Source organism: Vallitalea longa (assembly GCF_027923465.1).
GTDB lineage: Bacteria > Bacillota > Clostridia > Lachnospirales > Vallitaleaceae > Vallitalea > Vallitalea longa.
Window position 1 is genome coordinate 49,564 of record NZ_BRLB01000005.1, and the last position, 18,506, is coordinate 68,069.

The 18,506-nt window shown below is 30.1% G+C and carries 17 protein-coding genes; 15 read left to right on the top strand and 2 right to left on the bottom strand.

The features are described 5' to 3' along the window. The first annotated feature begins 29 nt into the window (after positions 1–29). The 7 genes from QMG30_RS10740 (at position 30) to QMG30_RS10770 (ending at position 7,604) form a co-directional block, all read left to right on the top strand. Positions 30–1,439 (top strand): MFS transporter, encoded by a 1,410-nt coding sequence (locus QMG30_RS10740; protein ID WP_281815240.1) that lies wholly within the window; start codon positions 30–32, stop codon positions 1,437–1,439. A 313-nt stretch (positions 1,440–1,752) separates the two neighbouring features. After that, positions 1,753–2,406 carry a response regulator transcription factor gene (locus tag QMG30_RS10745; protein ID WP_281815242.1) on the top strand — a complete coding sequence of 218 codons (654 nt, stop codon included), beginning with the start codon at positions 1,753–1,755 and terminating at the stop codon, positions 2,404–2,406. Between the two features lie 77 nt (positions 2,407–2,483). Next, positions 2,484–3,860, top strand: coding sequence for a sensor histidine kinase (locus QMG30_RS10750; protein WP_281815245.1), 1,377 nt, complete (start codon positions 2,484–2,486; stop codon positions 3,858–3,860). Further along, a complete protein-coding gene (locus tag QMG30_RS10755) occupies positions 3,853–4,557 on the top strand; it encodes a hypothetical protein (RefSeq protein WP_281815246.1) in 705 nt (234 codons plus the stop codon). The genes QMG30_RS10750 and QMG30_RS10755 overlap by 8 nt, the downstream gene beginning before the upstream one ends. 143 nt (positions 4,558–4,700) lie before the next feature. After that, positions 4,701–5,681, top strand: coding sequence for a M15 family metallopeptidase (locus QMG30_RS10760; RefSeq protein ID WP_281815248.1), 981 nt, complete (start codon positions 4,701–4,703; stop codon positions 5,679–5,681). Between the two features lie 131 nt (positions 5,682–5,812). Next, positions 5,813–6,535, top strand: coding sequence for an N-acetylmuramoyl-L-alanine amidase family protein (locus QMG30_RS10765; protein ID WP_281815249.1), 723 nt, complete (start codon positions 5,813–5,815; stop codon positions 6,533–6,535). 217 nt (positions 6,536–6,752) lie between these two features. Beyond that, positions 6,753–7,604, top strand: coding sequence for a GNAT family N-acetyltransferase (locus QMG30_RS10770; RefSeq protein ID WP_281815251.1), 852 nt, complete (start codon positions 6,753–6,755; stop codon positions 7,602–7,604). A gap of 137 nt (positions 7,605–7,741) precedes the next feature. On the opposite strand, the gene QMG30_RS10775 is transcribed toward QMG30_RS10770, so the two are convergent. Further along, positions 7,742–8,281 carry a DUF4829 domain-containing protein gene (locus QMG30_RS10775; protein ID WP_281815252.1) on the bottom strand — a complete coding sequence of 180 codons (540 nt, stop codon included), beginning with the start codon at positions 8,279–8,281 and terminating at the stop codon, positions 7,742–7,744. Positions 8,282–8,900: 619 nt separating this feature from the next. Here QMG30_RS10775 and QMG30_RS10780 point away from each other — a divergent pair. The 3 genes from QMG30_RS10780 to QMG30_RS10790 all read left to right on the top strand — a co-directional run bounded on the left by QMG30_RS10780 (position 8,901) and on the right by QMG30_RS10790 (position 12,146). Further along, positions 8,901–9,974 (top strand): 2,3-butanediol dehydrogenase, encoded by a 1,074-nt coding sequence (locus QMG30_RS10780; protein ID WP_281815253.1) that lies wholly within the window; start codon positions 8,901–8,903, stop codon positions 9,972–9,974. Positions 9,975–10,179: 205 nt separating this feature from the next. Further along, complete coding sequence (locus QMG30_RS10785; protein WP_281815254.1) at positions 10,180–11,112, top strand: flavodoxin domain-containing protein; 933 nt, start codon at positions 10,180–10,182, stop codon at positions 11,110–11,112. 167 nt (positions 11,113–11,279) lie between these two features. Next, positions 11,280–12,146: a DMT family transporter gene (locus QMG30_RS10790; protein WP_281815255.1), complete on the top strand. Its 867-nt coding sequence runs from the start codon at positions 11,280–11,282 to the stop codon at positions 12,144–12,146. 4 nt (positions 12,147–12,150) lie between these two features. On the opposite strand, the gene QMG30_RS10795 is transcribed toward QMG30_RS10790, so the two are convergent. Next, positions 12,151–13,632: a phytoene desaturase family protein gene (locus QMG30_RS10795; RefSeq protein WP_281815256.1), complete on the bottom strand. Its 1,482-nt coding sequence runs from the start codon at positions 13,630–13,632 to the stop codon at positions 12,151–12,153. Between the two features lie 155 nt (positions 13,633–13,787). Here QMG30_RS10795 and QMG30_RS10800 point away from each other — a divergent pair, with 155 nt between their 5' ends. The 5 genes from QMG30_RS10800 (at position 13,788) to QMG30_RS10820 (ending at position 18,501) form a co-directional block, all read left to right on the top strand. Further along, entirely contained in the window at positions 13,788–14,669 is an 882-nt protein-coding gene (locus QMG30_RS10800) for an AraC family transcriptional regulator (protein WP_281815257.1), read from the top strand. Continuing rightward, positions 14,654–15,127 carry a GyrI-like domain-containing protein gene (locus QMG30_RS10805; protein WP_281815258.1) on the top strand — a complete coding sequence of 158 codons (474 nt, stop codon included), beginning with the start codon at positions 14,654–14,656 and terminating at the stop codon, positions 15,125–15,127. The genes QMG30_RS10800 and QMG30_RS10805 overlap by 16 nt, the downstream gene beginning before the upstream one ends. Then, entirely contained in the window at positions 15,114–16,076 is a 963-nt protein-coding gene (locus QMG30_RS10810) for an ABC transporter ATP-binding protein (protein ID WP_281815260.1), read from the top strand. The genes QMG30_RS10805 and QMG30_RS10810 overlap by 14 nt, the downstream gene beginning before the upstream one ends. Then, the gene (locus tag QMG30_RS10815) at positions 16,070–16,819 is read left to right on the top strand and encodes an ABC transporter permease (protein ID WP_281815261.1); all 750 of its coding nucleotides are present in this window, start codon (positions 16,070–16,072) and stop codon (positions 16,817–16,819) included. The genes QMG30_RS10810 and QMG30_RS10815 overlap by 7 nt, the downstream gene beginning before the upstream one ends. Before the next feature lie 380 nt (positions 16,820–17,199). Next, a complete protein-coding gene (locus QMG30_RS10820; RefSeq protein WP_281815262.1) occupies positions 17,200–18,501 on the top strand; it encodes an ABC transporter substrate-binding protein in 1,302 nt (433 codons plus the stop codon). The last annotated feature ends 5 nt before the right edge of the window (positions 18,502–18,506 follow it).

Here is an 18,506-nt window from a genome sequence, read left to right on the forward strand (position 1 = left end):
ACAAAAAAATTGTATATGGAGGTTTTAAAATGAGTACAAGAACATTTAACAAAGCTTCTAAAGGAGAGATATTTGGATTTAGTTTCAATAATGCATCGACTAATGCTGTTTTTATTGCATTATCCACTTATTTTTTAGTCTATTGTACAGAGATATACAATATGTCACCTGTGACAGTTGGATTGATTATGACAGGAACCAGAATTCTCGATGCAGTTACGGATCCTGTTATTGGTATTTTAATTGATAAGACAGATACTAAGTTCGGAAGATTTCGCCCATGGATATTAGCTGGATCATTAATATCAGCCCTATCTTTTATACTTCTATTCTGTGGTTTCCAAACTGGCTCAAAATTCGGTGATATAGTTCTTATCGTAATTTTATATTCTATATTTATTGTTGGTTATACTATGCAAACTGCTTGTACTAAAAGTGCTCAGACAATCGTTACAGCCCAAAAAGGTCAAAGAACAATTCTAAATGCATTCGGTATGATGTGGACACTAGTCGTATATGCTCTTATTCTAGGTACGGTTTTACCTATTATAAATGCAGGAGGGGGTAATGGTGTAGCTCTTGGCTGGAGGAATGCTGCAATATATATTGCTATAATTCAAGTGGTTTTCGCAGTTTTTGTTATTATATCACTTGGTAAGAAAGATGTTAGGCAAAATTACATTAAAACAGAGCAGAAGATACAACCTAAATTAAAAAACTATGTAGATGTTTTTGCGCATAACAGAGCTCTTCAAATGCTTATAGTTGCAGCTTCAACTAATAAAATAGCCCAAACGTTACAGAGTGGTATGACCCTTGTATTTTATTTCTATGTAGTACAGAATCAGGATTTACAAGGAATAGTACCAACAATTAGTATGGTCATAATGATAGTAGTCATGTTTTTTTCAATTAAAATCATCTCGAAATATGGGCGTGTTGAAGTTTTCAAATGGTCGTCAATAGGTGGTTTTGTATATGGTCTTGCCATGATACCTCTTATTTCTCTTAATCCTAGTAGTATGATATGGTTGATTGTAGTTCTTGCAATAAATCAAATATTGATATCTGGTACCACAGACCAGAATCTTATTTCTATGATTGGTGATGCAGCGGACTATGAATATTATCTTAATGGTAGATTCATACCAGGTATGATTGGAACTGCTTTTTCGTTTATTGATAAAGTCATCAGTTCTTTATCTTCCACTTTAGTAGGTTTTATTTTAGCAGGGGCAGGTTTTGTAAGTATAACTGAGACACCAAGATCACCTAGAATGTTTTGGACAGTTCTCATTGCTTATTGTGCAATACCAGCGCTAGGTCATTTCTGTTCTATTATTGGAATGAAGTATCATCCATTAAAGAAAGCTTATCATGAGAAAATGTTAGAGGAATTATCAGAAAGAGGAGATTATAATAGTAGAAAAGCTGTATAATTGATATTATGTATATTTGAATTATTCAAATATAGTAAAAGAAGATTTTATTTATTAATATATAGTATTTATTAATTGATATGTAGAAGAAATGGTGGCTTACTTTAAATAGTAGTCACCATTTTTTATTGATTATTAAGAGTTTATGGATATATTTTTTTAGGATAGAGAAATCTACAAGTGTATTGATTGAATTAAATAAGGATTATTATAAATACCAGTAATTAACATTGAACTCAAACTAAAAAATATCTACAATATGATGTAACTATGATGCAATTATGATGTAATATATTTTAGAAGGGAGAGCGTAATGAATAAAATACTAATTGTTGAAGATGAAAAAGCAATTTCTAATTTAATAAAAATAAATTTAACCGATGCAGGGTATAGATGTGAATGTGCTTATGATGGAATTCAAGCAGCTGATTTTATTGAAAAAGAGAGTTACGAATTGATACTACTTGATATTATGCTACCCAAGATAAATGGTTATGAATTAATAGAATATATCAGACCTTTGGAGATTCCCGTAATTTTTCTGACTGCAAAATGTGATGTAAGAGATAAAGTAAAAGGTTTGAAACTGGGAGCAGACGATTATATTACCAAACCTTTTGAAATAATTGAGCTGCTAGCAAGAGTCGAGACTGTTTTGAGGCGTTATAATAAGAGCGTCCATCATTTTAATCTATTCGATATCAATGTAGACACTAATTCAAGGATTGTTAAGAAAAACAGTAAAGTTATTAATCTAACCGTAAAAGAATATGAGTTACTTATTCTGTTTGCTCAGAATAAAAACATTGCACTATTTAGAGACCGCATATATGAAAAAGTATGGGGTGAGGCATATATGGGTAATAGTAGAACAGTAGACTTACATGTACAGCGTATGCGAAAAAAATTGGGACTTGAGAATAAAATTGTTGCGGTTTATAAAATAGGATATAGGCTTGAGGTGTAGATATGAAATTTTTCTGGAAATGCTTCTTTACTATTATATTCATTTGTATTTTATGTTGTAGCATAGGAAGCTATTTTTTGATTACTACAAGTTTTGCTTCTTCACTAGATCAAGAGATACTTATTGCATATGATTCTGTAGATATTGTTTATTATTCAATACGTAACGAGTTACAAGAAATAAGTGATATGCAGGATCATTCGATTTTTTCTGATATTGAAGACTTATCTTCTGTTCAAAATGAATGGGTAACAAAGACAGCAGAAGGTTTAACATTAAGAAATGTTGTGGGAGATATGTCTTTTAGAATAAGTGATAAAAACAAAAAGATAGTTTTCTCAAGTAAGTTTAATAAACTGGATAATGATATTATAACCTATATATCAAGAGAATCAAGAGGTTATGAGATTGTAAAAAACGATCAAGAATATTATATACATTCTGTAAGATCATCGGATTTATTGAATGAACAATATTATATTGAGATATTCAGAGATGTCACCCCCATATTTGAAAGTCGTGTATCCCAATATGAAACATTTCTTAAGATTATTGGAGTTATGCTTTTGTTTGGTTGTGTTTTTACATTTGTCATATGTAAATGGCTTATGAAACCAATTCATAAGTTATCTAGGGTTGCAAGAGAAATATCCGGAGGACATTTTGAACAGCGTGTAATAGTTAAAAATAATGATGAAATTGGAAATCTAGCAAATAATTTTAATCTTATGGCAGCAAATCTTGAAGAGAAAATAAACGAATTGAAAGAAGAGGCTTCTAAGCAGGAAACATTTGTTGCTTGTTTTTCTCATGAACTAAAAACACCACTAACATCGATAATAGGATATGCTGATATGTTGCGTTCGAAAAAAATGAACAGAGAGCAGATGGTTTTATCGGCTAATTACATATTTGAAGAAGGTAAAAGGTTGGAATCTATTTCGATGAAGTTGCTGGAAATAGTGATTCTCAAGAATAGTAAGATTATATTAAAAGAAATATCAGCTATAGATTTTTTTGAAAGTGTAAAAGGGATAATGATACCTATCTTTCAAAAACAGAATATTCATTTTTCTATAAATGCTGAAAAGGCTAATTTAATGATTGAACCTGAACTTATGAAAACTGTTTGTATTAATCTACTTGATAATGCAAGAAAAGCTGTAGAGAGTAACGGCCAAGTATCTCTATGTGGCAGGCTAGAAGAGAACAACTATATTATTAATATTTGCGATAATGGTAAAGGTATAGAACAAAATGAATTAAATAAAATTACACAAGCTTTTTATATGGTTGATAAATCAAGAGCAAGAATTCAAGGTGGAATCGGATTAGGTCTTACTATTTGTGATGAAATTATTAAACTTCATGGTGGCACATTAAAGTTTCAAAGTACACCGCAAAAAGGTACTTGTGTTTTCATAAGCCTAAAAGGAGCTGATGCAATTGAGTAGATTCAAAATTAGTTTGGTTTTTATAATATTGCTATTAGCTCTTATAGGTGTAGCCTTACTACCTTTATTATTCACACATATACAAGATGAAAGGATTCTTGACAGAATTTACATTGAGAAAATGGAAGATGAAAATAATGATGATTATGAAAATATAAATACAATAGATAAATTGCAATTAATAATAAAATCTTATGAGAAGGAAAGCAATGTTATAGTAAGGCAAGAACAAGTATTTTATAGTAGAGAATTTGATAACGAAGTAGTTCCACGGATAATAGATGAGTTAAAGAAAATTCGAGAGATTGGAGTAATTCCTGAAATAGATCTAGATATAAATAATCTGGAATATAGAAGTTCTCGTATAACTTTTGCAGATATAGATAATCCACAAAATCTAGTTAGCTTATGGGAAATAAATTTTTATAATGATAATTATTCTATTAATATATCTATTGATACTAAAACTAATGTTATATATTCTATCAATTTTAAGGATTACGAAGAAATTTATAAAATAGATCAAATAAAAACATTGGAAGCATTTGCATCATACTTAGGTATTGAGTGGGATAGAGGAGTACTTGATTATTATGGAAGTAGAATTTATAGAGAAAAAATGGGAAGATTTTCTTATGAATGCATGTATAGAGAAGGTTTCTTATATTTGTTCTTGCAGAATAAATCAATAGAATGATAACTAATAATTCACATCTAGGTGAGAATATAATTTGAAATTTAATTATATATGCAAAAATGATGTAAAAAAGATGTCAATTTGTAACAATACAATCGTATAATTTCCTTATGCTATAGTAATATTACGAAAGGACATACTTAATGAATGAAAATTTACAGCACGGCAAAAATCATGAAAACAGCTTAAACAGAAGAAAAGGAAGAAAAGGACTAATTATTTATAGAATTACTGTTACTGTTCTATTATGTATTATATTTTTTATTCTGGGGAGAGTATTTTATTTAACTATACATAATATGGCAATGTTTACTAGTAAACAACATTATGAAACAGATGAGAAAATAATAATCACTGATAATAGTAATAATGATGCTACAATTAATGGAACAGCTAAAGATGGTAATGAGAATCAAATTAGTAGAAATAAAAATATTGATGATAGCAAGGAACAAACATTTGATAACCAAAATATTGAAGCTAAAGATACAGATATGATTTCTGAAGAGAATACTAAGGAAATGAATATTAATAATGAAATTATAGTTATTGATACCAGTTCTATTGATTGGAATTTGATATTAGTTAATCCATGGAATAAACTTCCTGAAGATTTTTCTGTATCTAGAACACAACTTATCAATGGACACTCTATAGATGAAAGAGTATATCCAGATTTACAAAAAATGATGGATGATTGTAGAGCAGAAGGATTATCGCCAATCATATGTTCATCTTTTCGTACAATGGAAAAACAACAATCATTGTTTGATAGGCAGATAAATAAATATCTTAATCGTGGATATTCAAGAGAAGAATCAGAAATTGAAGCAGCAAAATGGGTAGCGGTTCCAGGAACTAGTGAACATCAATCAGGTCTTGCTGTTGATATTGTAGCATTAAGTTATCAGTTACTAGATGATAAACAAGAAAATACACCTGAACAACAATGGTTGATGAAGAATTGTTATAAATATGGTTTTGTTCTACGTTTCCCTAAGAACAAAGTAAATATTACAGGTATATCTTATGAACCTTGGCATTATAGATATGTTGGTAAAGAAGCAGCGAAAGTAATAATGGAAGAGGGAATATGCTTAGAAGAATATCTTGAGAATATATAAATAAAAAATATGAAGGGAGAAAAATAATCATAAATACTAATCAGCAAGTTTATAACAGAAGGAGAAATATAAATAAGATAAGAATATTGATATTATTATTTTTATGTGCCTTAAGTTTCATAGGTGGAATAATGTATTCAAAAGCTATGGCACATCATGATGATAAAGATAATAATGATTCAATAGTTAATAAAATAGATTCTGAGAATAGTAACTCAGAAAAAAATGATATAGCTTCTAGGGATAAAAGTAAGTCTGTTGATAAAAATAATCAACCAGTACTTCACGATGGACCATTAAAAGAATTTACAATAGTTGTAGATCCAGGTCATGGTGGTTCTGACCCTGGAACTGGAGGAGCAATAACAGGTGTAAAAGAAAAAGATCTCAATATGCGAATTTCCAATAAATTGAAAACTAAGTTAGAAAACTTAGGTGCGGATATAAAAATGACTAGAGATGATTCAACTAATTTAGGAGAAAATGAGAAATTGAGTTTAGATGACAGGATAACATTTATTAATAACCAGAATCCTGATCTTCTGATTAGTATGCATCATAATTTTAGTGAACAAAGTGATGAAGTAAAAGGTACTCAGATTTTATGTGCTAACAAGAATTCAATAGAATTTGCTAATAAGCTACAAGAAGCATTTAATAATGAATTTGATAATAAATTGTATTATTTAATGAGTGGTTATACTCTTCTGAAAGATATGGAGCAACCAAGTGTGATTGTTGAATGTGGTTTTCTATCTAATGAAGAGGATGAAGCTAGATTACAGACTGATGAATATCAAGATCAAATTGTATCTGTTATAGTAGATACAGTAGAAAAATTTCTAAAAGATTGATTTATTAATGAGACCACTATTTATTATTTAAAAGTATGAATAATAAATAGTGGTTTTTGTAATATCAATAAGTTATAATAATCTTAGATTGAAATAGAATATAATAATTAGTTGAATTCATAGGCATTGTATCACTAATACATTAACATTAGACAACAATAAGAATAACTCATATAGATAACTTGAAATATTAGGATATATGAAAGGATGAAAATGTATGTATGATATTAAAAAATGCTCACAGGTTTCAGACTCAATAATATACAAGGCTTTTACTGATGGTTTTGCTGATTATATGATACATGTTGAAATGGATGAAGACTTTTTTATAAACAGATTTTTTGGTCAGGAAGGTAATGATAGAGAGTTATCATTTATTGCTTTTAAGGAAGATAAGCCAGTAGGGATAACTTTGGGTGGAATAAAGTATGGAGAAAACTTTAAGACACTAAGATGTGGAGGAATGTCAATAATACCGTCTGAAAGAGGAACAGGACTTGCTAATGAATTGATGGGTTATTATGAAAGTGAGGCTCGCAAAATAGGGTGTAAGCAGTTATTTCTTGAAGTTATCAATGGTAATGACAGGGCAATTAATTTCTACAAGAAAATCGGTTATGAAAAAGTATATGACTTAACTTATAGAAAGTTGGAGTTGACAGGTGATAATCCAATAAAAAATATTACTATGAATGATATCGAGGTTGAAGAAATGACTTATGAAGATATTAGCTCATTAAGAGAAATAGATTTTTCACATTTACCTTGGCAGGCTGATTTTCCTTATTTTAAAAATTTATCTTGTAGATATTATGGTATAGAGGATAAGAATAAAATAGTTGCTGGTATTGTAGCTTCAGATAATAGATTGATATATCTATGGGTACATCCCAATTATAGAAATAAAGGTTATGCTAAGGTTTTATTGAACAAAGTAATTGATGATCTTAAGCCGGACGAATTGAATGTCATGTATAGTAATAATTCTCAGGCGCATACTTTTGCTAATTATTTGAAAATGAAAATGAAGGAATTTGGACAATATGAGATGTATAAATTATTATTATAAGATGATTTTACGTATATATATTTTTATAATGCACATGATTATATTAAAATACGCTTGTCCTAAGGCAAGCGTATTTTAATATGATTTTTATACTTAAAAAATACATCCACATAACAACATTATAAATAATTTATTTTTCATTCTTCATAATTTTGATCCCATATAAGCCAGGAAGAATCAATATCTTCTCTTATTAGATAAAAATATTGAGTAATGTCTCCTTCGTTATATGGAACTTTCGTATTATCATAATCTACATTATATTCTGCAAAAACAGCAATCATATTTTCATTAATATATTCATCTGTCCAATCATAACTTATTGCTATTTCACTTCCAATATATCGATTTTTGATTCGTTGAGTTTCTTTATCAGATACTTCAATATTATCAACTGACAAGCTTATAACACTAAGTACTTGTTCTTTATTTATTTCTATATTAGAATCAGCATCATTAGAAGACGATAATAATAATTGTGCAGTATCATAATTATTATCTTTCTGGGCTTCAAGATATTTTTTTACTACAGTAGTAGCATCATCGGTAGAATTACCATTATTACAAGCCACTAATCCGCTAGTAATAAATAAGCAAAAAATAAATAATATAATAGGAAATTTCCCTTGTCTCTTAAATTTCATATTTAGTAAATTTCTAAACCGATTTTTAATCATCTTACACCCTCCATAAAAATTAGTTGTTAATAATATTTACCATTTATTATATGGTTAATATAGTATTTGAAATTGTTTGTACACTGTTGGAATTTTTGAATGTTATGTTTTTATAAACTTTCATCCTAATATTTCAATTCCTAATTTGGTATCCATATATTAAATAATTGAATATAAACATGATAGATAAGAGAGATATTTATATTACTGTAATAGCTGATAATTGAAATGTAATATTAATATACACATAGTATATAATTGTATAAATACAAAGTCAATGAATTTTTGCTAAATATACATAATATTATGTTGAACCATGACATTTCTTTAAATTAATCAATAATAGATATTTTGCATTATAATTATACTACTAATTTATAATTGATTTTTAATATTAGGTGTAAAAACAAATAGATTTGTTTTTATCTAGATGGATTACATACATAGTTAAAATTGTACTTAGTTAATTAATTAACTATGATTAACACTATAAATAATCAATAAAATTTGCTTTTTCCTTATTAATACTATTGTTTATATTAACACTTGAAATAAGTTGCTAAATTTTGTAGAATAGTAGTGTGAATAATTGTTAAAGAAATAACAAGGAGATGACCTCATGAGAGCAGCATTATGGTATGACAAAAATGACATACGAGTTGAAGAAGTTGAAGAACCAAAAGTAACTAATGGAAATGTTAAGATTAAAGTTAAGTGGTGTGGAATTTGTGGTTCCGATTTACATGAATATTTAGCAGGACCTATTTTCATTCCAGTAGGTGAACCTCACCCATTAAGTCATAATACAGCACCTGTAGTATTAGGACATGAATTTTCAGGTGAAGTTGTAGAAACAGGTGAAGGAGTAACAGATCTAAAAGTAGGAGATAGAGTTGCTGTAGAACCTATGGTAGTATGTGGAGAATGTGCTGCATGTAAAGAAGGAAAATATAATTTATGTGAGAAGTTAGGTTTCCACGGATTATGTGGAAGTGGCGGAGGATTTGCTGAGTATACAGTATTTCCACAAGAATTTGTACATAAGATTCCTGATAACTTATCTTATGAAAAAGCAGCATTAATCGAGCCAATGTGTGTTGCACTTCATTCATTAAGAATGGGTAAATTTATGACAGGACAAACTGCCATAGTATTAGGTGCAGGTCCTATTGGTCTAGCAACTATAGAATGTTTAAAAGCGGCAGGAGCTAAACTTGTTGTTGCTCTACAGAGAAAATCAGTAAGACAGGAATATGCAAAAAGAGCAGGTGCAGATGTTGTATTAGATCCAAATGAAGTTAACATTCCAGAAGAGGTTAAAAAATTAACTAATGGTTTAGGTGTAGATGTTGCATTTGAAACAACTGGTGCTCAAATTGGTTTTGATATAGGTATAGATAGTATTAAATACGAAGGAACAATGGTTGTAACAAGTATATGGGAAAAAGATGTTAAGATCAATCCTAACGTATTAGTATTTACAGAAAAAAATGTTGTAGGAACACTTGCATATCGTCATGAATTCCCAGCAACTATTGCTCAAATGAGTGATGATAGAATCAAGGCAGAGGGATATATCACTAAGAAAATCAGCCTAGATGATATTGTTAAAGAAGGATTCGAGACTTTAGTTGGTAAGGATAAGAAAAAACATGTTAAGATTATTGTAACACCAGATGAATCTCTTTTGTAGGGATAGTAAATATAATTGATGTTAGATATTCTAATTGCATATAGATAGTGAGTGGAGCCCTTTATCTTATTATTGTTGAGATATGGGGCTTTATTTTACAGGTAGGAGTATGTTATAAATAAAACATATATTTATATTTTTTACATATGTTATACTAGTAAAAAGAAGTTAAAAATATTTAATAACAGGGAGAAGGGGGAGTTTTATGGATACAAATATAATATATGAAAGTAAATACGGTACCACCAAAGAGATTGCCAAGAACCTAGCTATGATATTAGGTCCTGCCAGATACGGAACAACAGATGAGTGGAAAAATGAATATGAGAATAGTGAATACATAATAATTGGTACACCAATTTATGGTGAAAAGATTAATCCTAAAATAAATGATTTTATAAATAATAATATTCATTGGCTTAGAAAAAAGAAAGTATTTCTTTTCTGTGTCAACTTAATGCAAAAAGGTGGCGAAAGATACTTAGAACCATTAAAAAATATATTAGGAAATTGTGTTGCCTCTACTAAAGCTCTAGGAGGAAAGTTAGTACTTGATGATCTTGATAGTGAAGATTATTCAAAAATGAAAAATTTCACCAAGGCATATGGTGTACCTTTTCAGGATGTTGATTTATATAATATAAATCAAATAACAGAGTATGGATTATCTATTAGAAAACATAGAGACTATAATATTAAAATGCCAATAAAGACATTAAAAGCGTATGTAGAAAAGTTTCTTAAGGAGCATAATAATTGTACTCTTAGTACTGGATATGACAATATGGTAAGAAGTACACCTGTTGAGTATACGTATGATGATGGATATATGTATATTTTAAGTGAAGGCGGTTTTAAATTCGCTAATTTATTACTTAATGATAATGTGTCTGTTGCCATATATGAACAATTTCATGGAATGAATACTATATTAGGTATGCAAATTACAGGAAAAGCAAGAATTATAGAAGATGGAAGCCAAGAATATAATTCATATCTAGATAAAAGGAAAATAAAAGAAGATAAATTACCATCTCCCTTACATCTTATCAAAATTAAAGTTGAGTCTGCAGAGATACTTAGTTATGAATTAAATGAAATGGGTTATGGTATAAAACATTATTATAAGGCTAATTGAAAATAGTAAAACATTAGTGACGGTACTTTTTTATAAAATGGTGACATCCCTAATGTTTTTATTGTATATAGCGTATAAAAAATTGAATGCATCAATTCCTGACTAATATATTTGATAATAAATAGATGATGGGGTATAATAGATTTTGAAAATTTAGGAGGACTATTATGGACAACAAACCAAAAGCAGTACTATTTATGTTGATTTCAGCTATTGCTTTTGCATTGATGCAGACAATGGTAAAATTAGCTGGAGATATACCAACATTTGAAAAAGTATTATTTAGGAACCTGGTAAGTTTAATTATAGCAGTAAATGTTATTTTAAAAACTAAGACACCTATGTTTGGAAAAAAAGAAAATCAAAAGTATTTGTTAGGAAGATCTCTTTTAGGATTAGGAGGAGTTGTTTTTTACTTCTATGCAATAAATAACTTAATAATGGCAGATGCAGCCATGCTCAATAAGTTATCGCCTTTCTTTGTTACTATTTTTGCATACGTATTTCTAAAAGAAAAGCTATCCAAGATTCAAATTCCTGCATTGCTGTTTGTATTTATTGGATCACTATTAATTATTAAACCACAATTCAGTTTTGATATAATACCAGCATTATCTGGGTTACTTTCTGCAATATGTGCAGGAGCAGCTTATACGTTGGTAAGATTATTAAAGAATAAGGAAAATCCGTCAACTATAGTATTTTATTTTTCATTCGTTTCTGTTATCGCCATGATTCCATTAACGATACTTAATTTTCAGATGCCTGTAGGTTCGCAGTGGCTCTATTTGATAGGGACAGGAGTATTTGCAGCTATTGGTCAGTATGGATTGACTTTCGCTTATAAATATGCTCCAGCAGCAGAAATATCTATATACAATTACACAACTATCATCTTTGCTGCAATCATGGGATTTATCGTTTGGGGTGAACTACCAGACGGACTAAGTATATTGGGAAGTATAATAATTATAGCAACAGCAATAACAATGTTCCTATATCAAAATAGAATCAATAGGGATGGATCTTTTTGATTCCCTATTGATTCAATATTTCTTCGACGGCTAGTTTAGAGGAGAGGAGTACGATGGAGACACCTGTTCCTGGATGGACGGAGTTGCCGACGAAATACAAATTGTTAACTGTAGGGGATTTTATATGAGGTCTGAAGTAATTAGTTTGTAATAGGGTTGGACTTAGTCCGAAAGCTGTACCACCATAGGAGTTAAATCGTTCTAAAAAATCTTGAGGTGTAGTTATATTCTCATATATTATATTTTCTTGTATATCTGATAGAATTTCCATATTGGAAAGATCGTTAAATATTCTTTCACGCATTAAATTGATGGTGGAGTCGTTCCAAATGATATTGTTATTTAATGTGTTAGGGACACGGACCATAATGTTTATTGATTCAGTGCCATTTTCTGCCATAGTATTATCAATTCTACTAGGACAATAAATATATAAGGAAGGATGTTTCGGAAGTTTTCCAATAAAAGCTGATTGAATATTTTCTTTGAAATCATTTCCGATATAGATATTGTGTACTAATAGTTTCGGATATGTCTTTTTAAGTCCTAGATGCATTATAAATGTGGAACAAGTATATTTCATCTCGGATATCTTTTTATCTGTGTATTTACCTTTTGCTCTTTCCGCTTTAATTAGATTTTTTACGGCGTAAGGAAAATCAGCATCACATATAATAATGTCTGCTCTATCTATACCAGAAACGCTTTTTACACCTATAGCGGTTCCTTTTTCTATAATAATTTCTGAAACTGCGGTGTTCTTAATTATTTTGCCACCCAATTCATATATCAATCTTTCCAAAGCATTTACATAGGAATACATTCCGCCTTCAAGATACCATAGACCGTATAATTGGCTGATTGTAGGTATTAGATTATAGATGTTGGGTCCGTCGAAAGGAGATATTCCCACATACAAAGATTGAAAAGCTATTAGATTGCGAAGTTTTTCACTAGTAATATATTTGGAAATATGATTATATGAACTTGATAAAGTATTGATTTTAAGCATTTTCTGTAAAGATATGAAATTGAAAAAATCCAGAGAACTGGTAAAAGAATTATTAAGGAAAAACTTTTCAGCGATAATATATTTTTCATAAACATTGGAGAGAAATTTATAATAACCCATAGAATCTTCTTTGGATATTTCTTCTAGTTTTTTAGTTAAATTACTGGTGTTGCTAAAAAGATCAAAAGAAGTTCCATCTGAATAAAAAGCTCTATAGATGGGATTCAATTCTATAAATTTCAAATAATTCTTATAATCTTTTCCTGCATAATCAAAAACTTCTTGGTATATATGTGGTGTCATCAAAATAGAAGCAGTCAAATCGAATTTGAAATTACCTGCATCTATATAATTGACTTTTCCGCCTATCTTGCTATCTTTTTCATATATTGTTACTTTATATCCTTTACTGGATAGTTTTGCAGCAGTTGCTAATCCGCCTATACCAGCACCAACAATTATAGCTGTTTTCATAGCGATTCCCTCTTTTAGAATATATTGTTTATTTTGCGTTTATACCATGAAAAATATACCTGTAAAGTCTGAAAATAATGTTTACAAAAGTGAGCAGAAAAAGAGAAGATATAAAATTTATATTGTGCTAAACTTTGCTTATGGAGGTAAGGAACATGGAATGGATAAAAAATTTAAGTAAAGCCATAGATTATATAGAGTGTAATCTAGCAGGTGATATATCATATGATGAGGCTGCAAGAATAGCTTGTTGTTCAACGTATTATTTTCAAAGAATGTTTTCCTATGTAGCAGGAATTTCATTGTCTAGTTACATTCGTAGAAGAAGGATGACAAAAGCTGCTTTTGAATTACAGACCAGTGATAAGAGAGTCATGGATATTGGAGCTAAGTATGGTTATGATTCTCCAACTTCATTTAACAGAGCATTTCAGAGTGTACACTCAGTTGCTCCAACAGCTGCAAGAGTTGAAGGTACCATATTGAATTCTTATCCACCGATTAGATTTTCTATCAATGTAATTGGAGGTGAAAGCATGAGCTATAGAGTTGAGAAAAGAAAAGCCATTAGGATTGTTGGTATAAGAGTACCATTAAAAGAAGATTCAGAACATAATTTTCAGATTGTACCAAAATTATGGGATGAGACATTAAGAAGTGATGTATTTCACGAGATATGTAAATTATGTGACCAAGATCCTAATGGAATCTTAGGTGTTACAGCGTATAAAAACCCAACAGAGATATATTATTATATTGGAGCTTCAACTGATAAACAAGTTCCAGAAAATATGTATGAATTAGAAATTCCAGAAGCTACATGGGTAATATTTGAAAGCGTCGGTCCATTACCAAATACTGTTCAAAAAGTATACAAAAGGTTTTTGACTGAGTGGCTTCCATTCTCTAGTTATGAATATGCCAAATTACCAGATATAGAAGTGTACCCCATTAGTGAAAAATCTAGGGTAAACCGTTCACAAGTATGGATTGCAGTAAATAAGATTAAGGAGGAAAATAAATGGATTATGATATAAGAATTATAGATGTTGAGCCAGTAAGAGTAGCTGTCATACGTTATAATGGACCGGTTACTAAGGCTGCTAAACAGTTTCCAAATGTATTTAAAGCGATAAAAGGCAAATCAAATGGAGCTCCTTTCTTCAATTATTATAAAGTTGATGAAAAAACAGGTATAGGCGAGATTGAATTATGTGTTCCTACAGCAGAATCACCAAATGATAATGGAGTAATAATTAAAAATCTGCCTAGATCAAAAGCTTTATGTCTTACACATACAGGAGGTTATGATAAAATTCCATCAGCTTATGAAGTAATGAAACAGTATATAGAAGAAAATGAATATAAAATACAGCCACCTTGGAGAGAAGTCTATATAAAAGGACCGGGCTTAATAATAAAAGGTAATCCAGATAAATATATTACGGAAATAATATTCCCAATTGAAGAGGTGGAAGATAATGCTTGCAATTGAAGTTGACAAAATAGTTAAGCAGTATAAGAACGGAGTAAAAGCACTCGATGGTTTAAGTCTTCAAGTAAAAAAAGGTGAGATTTTTTCTTTACTTGGACCCAATGGGGCAGGTAAATCTTCACTAATCAATATACTAACTACTTTTTATAAACCTACATCAGGTAAAATAAATATATTAGGAAAAGATTTATGTAAAGAACCTGCTTGGGTACGCACACAGATCGCTTGTGTGGCACAGCGTGTTTCCATAGATGAACATTTGTCATTAATGGAAAATATGACATTCCAAAGCAGAATGTATAGAGTAGATAAATATACTGCAAAAAAAAGAATAAAAGAATTGATTGATAGTTTCCAGCTATTGAGTTATCTGAGATATCCAACTTCTTCTTACTCAGGAGGGGTGAAGAGAAGACTTGATATAGCTATGAATATGGTATCTCTTCCTAAGATACTATTTCTGGATGAACCTACTGTGGGTATGGACGCTGTGTCAAGAAATAGAATGTGGGAAATGCTATTGAAAATAAGAGATGAATATAATACTACCATATTTTTGACAACTCATTATCTAGAAGAAGCTGACCAGTTAAGTGATAATATCTGTATCATGAATAATGGTAAAGAAATAGCTCAAGGAACATCATCTAGTTTGAGAAATATCATAAGGCAAAATATGATACGTGTAGTTTTACCTAATGCAATTAAAGCAAAAAAATATAAAAAGATGATTGATAATACTGATTTTATTAAATGGAGTAATATAAAAGAAAATTCTATTGTTGTAGGTGTTGCAAATAGTAGAAAATCTCTTACGCTCATAAATAAATGGATGATAGATAATAATATGGAATTCATATCTATTGGAATTGTAGAACCTACTTTAGAAGATGTTTTTGTATCATTAGTTAATTCTGATAGGAATAGGGGTGAGGGATTAGTATGTTGAATTTTATGTGGAGAAATATGAAATGGAGATGTCAGAATCCAATTTCCATATTGATACCAGTTCTACAACCATTCATATGGCTTGTACTTTACAGTACTGTTGCAGGACAAACGATGCAGGATAAGGGAATAGGCAATTATACAGCATTTATCTTGCCAGGTATTATGGTTTTGGTTATTCTTGCTTCATCATGTAGTGGAGGTATAATTAACTTCATTACCAAATCCAATGGTAGTTTCTATAGAATACTGATTGCTCCAGTAAAAAGGACTTCTATTGTTCTTGGACAGATGATGGAATCGGTAGTTCTATCTTTTATAGAAGTAGCAATATTATGTATCACAGGTCTTTTCTTTTCAGTAAGAATAGAATCAGGTATCGTAGGTATAATTCTTATGATAATACTAATATTCATGACAGCTTTCTTCATGTCAGGACTATGTTATGCAATAAGTCTTATACTTCCAAACGAAATAATATATGAAACTATTATGAATGCCATTGTATTACCGATATTTTTTCTAAGCTCTGCATTATTTTCCATAGATAATATCTCGGGAGGATTATTGATAGCTGTCAAGCTGAATCCATTAACACACGTAATCAATGCATTAAGAAGTCTTATAATGGGAAGAACAATCATATTCATGGATATATTACCAGTAATCATATTATTTGTTATCATGTGTATAATAAGTTTTGCATTTGCTCTTAAGAGATTAAAAATGCAGACTATAAACTAAATGAATCAATGGGGGCGGATTTTTTTGATTCATAGTCTAAGTTTTATAGTAACGATTACAACTTATGTTCTTCATAAAATGATTATACTATAATGTTAAGAAACTTTTTATTTAAACCTTAATAGCTATATCTTATAGGGACGGTCCTTTTTGAATCAAAAAGGACCGTCCCTATTGATTCGTATTTATTCCAAAATAGTACAAATATAGTACATTATAATACAAATACAAATAGATAAAAAAATAGTAGAATGAAATAGAAAAATACACATAATGTTAACTTTTGATGATGAAATCATCTTGAATTTGCTGTATAATGAAAAATATGTAGCAAAAACAAACAAAAAGTATCTAAAATGATTACAAAATGGAGGTAAGACATGAAGAGAAAAAATGTAACTGTTTTATTGGTAGTGGTAATGTGTTGTTTGAATGTATTTGTTGGTTGTCAAAAGCAGAAAAGTGAAGAGGTCAAAACAGTAAGTAAAAATGATGTATCTGACAAAAAGATTTTAGAGTATTGGACTATGTGGAATGAAACAGAGATACAGGGTCAAGTTATCAAAGAGGCTGTGGATGACTTTATGAAGATTAATCCAGATATTCAAGTTAATATTACATGGTGTGGTAGAGAAATCAGGAAAACTTTACAACCTGCCCTTGATAAAAAAGAAGCGGTTGATATTTGGGATGAGGATGTTGAGCGTGTGGTGAAAAATTGGGGCGATTATACTTTATCTCTTGATGACTATGTGAAAAAACCATATCCCACAACAGAAGGAAAAGCCTATGAAGAGTGTATTAATTATAATTTGATGAACTTAATAAAGGTTTTTAGTGACGATAGTACTTTGAAAGCGATTCCTTACCAAGCGTATATAACATCATTTATGTATAATAAAGATCATTTTATAGATGCTGGGATTACAGAAACACCAAAGACATGGGAAGAATTTTTGGTAGTATGTGAAAAACTGAAGGCAAAAGGACATACGCCTTTGACCACAGATGATGCTTATGCAGATGCACTTATCGGTTATCATTTATCAAGAATAAAAGGATATGAATGGGTAGAAGAATTAGTAGCTGATGAATCAAAAGCTATGTGGGATGACGAAGCTGTACTACGAATGGCTGAAGACTATGAGCATTTGGCTTCACAAGGTTATTTTTCAAAAAATATTGATTCTAACATCTGGCCTGCTGGTCAACAAGAAGTTGCTTCAGGTGATGTGACAATGTATGTTAACGGTTCATGGTTACCAAATGAAGTTCTAGGAACTACAGGTCCTGATTTCAACTGGGGGCAGTTCTCCTACCCTGCAGTAAAAGATGGAGTTGAAACAATAGGGAATCTGAATTTTGGTTCTCAGTGTTATGCGATAAATAAAGAATGCGAATATCCAGAAGAAGCTTTCAGATTGATTGCTCATATCACAACAGGAGAATGGGATGAGAAATTAGCTGCTTCATCAATGGGAATGCCTTCAAGTAATGACGCTAATTGGCCAATACAATTACAGGAGGCAAAAGGAGTTTTGGAAAACGCTACAGAATGGAATCCTTATGGTTGTGGTATCTCATCTAATATTGATTTGGCGCCTACTATAATTTCTAATTTTCAAAAACTAATGAGTGGAGAATTGACAGCAGAAAGATTCATTGAAGAAATGAAAAAATAATTGGG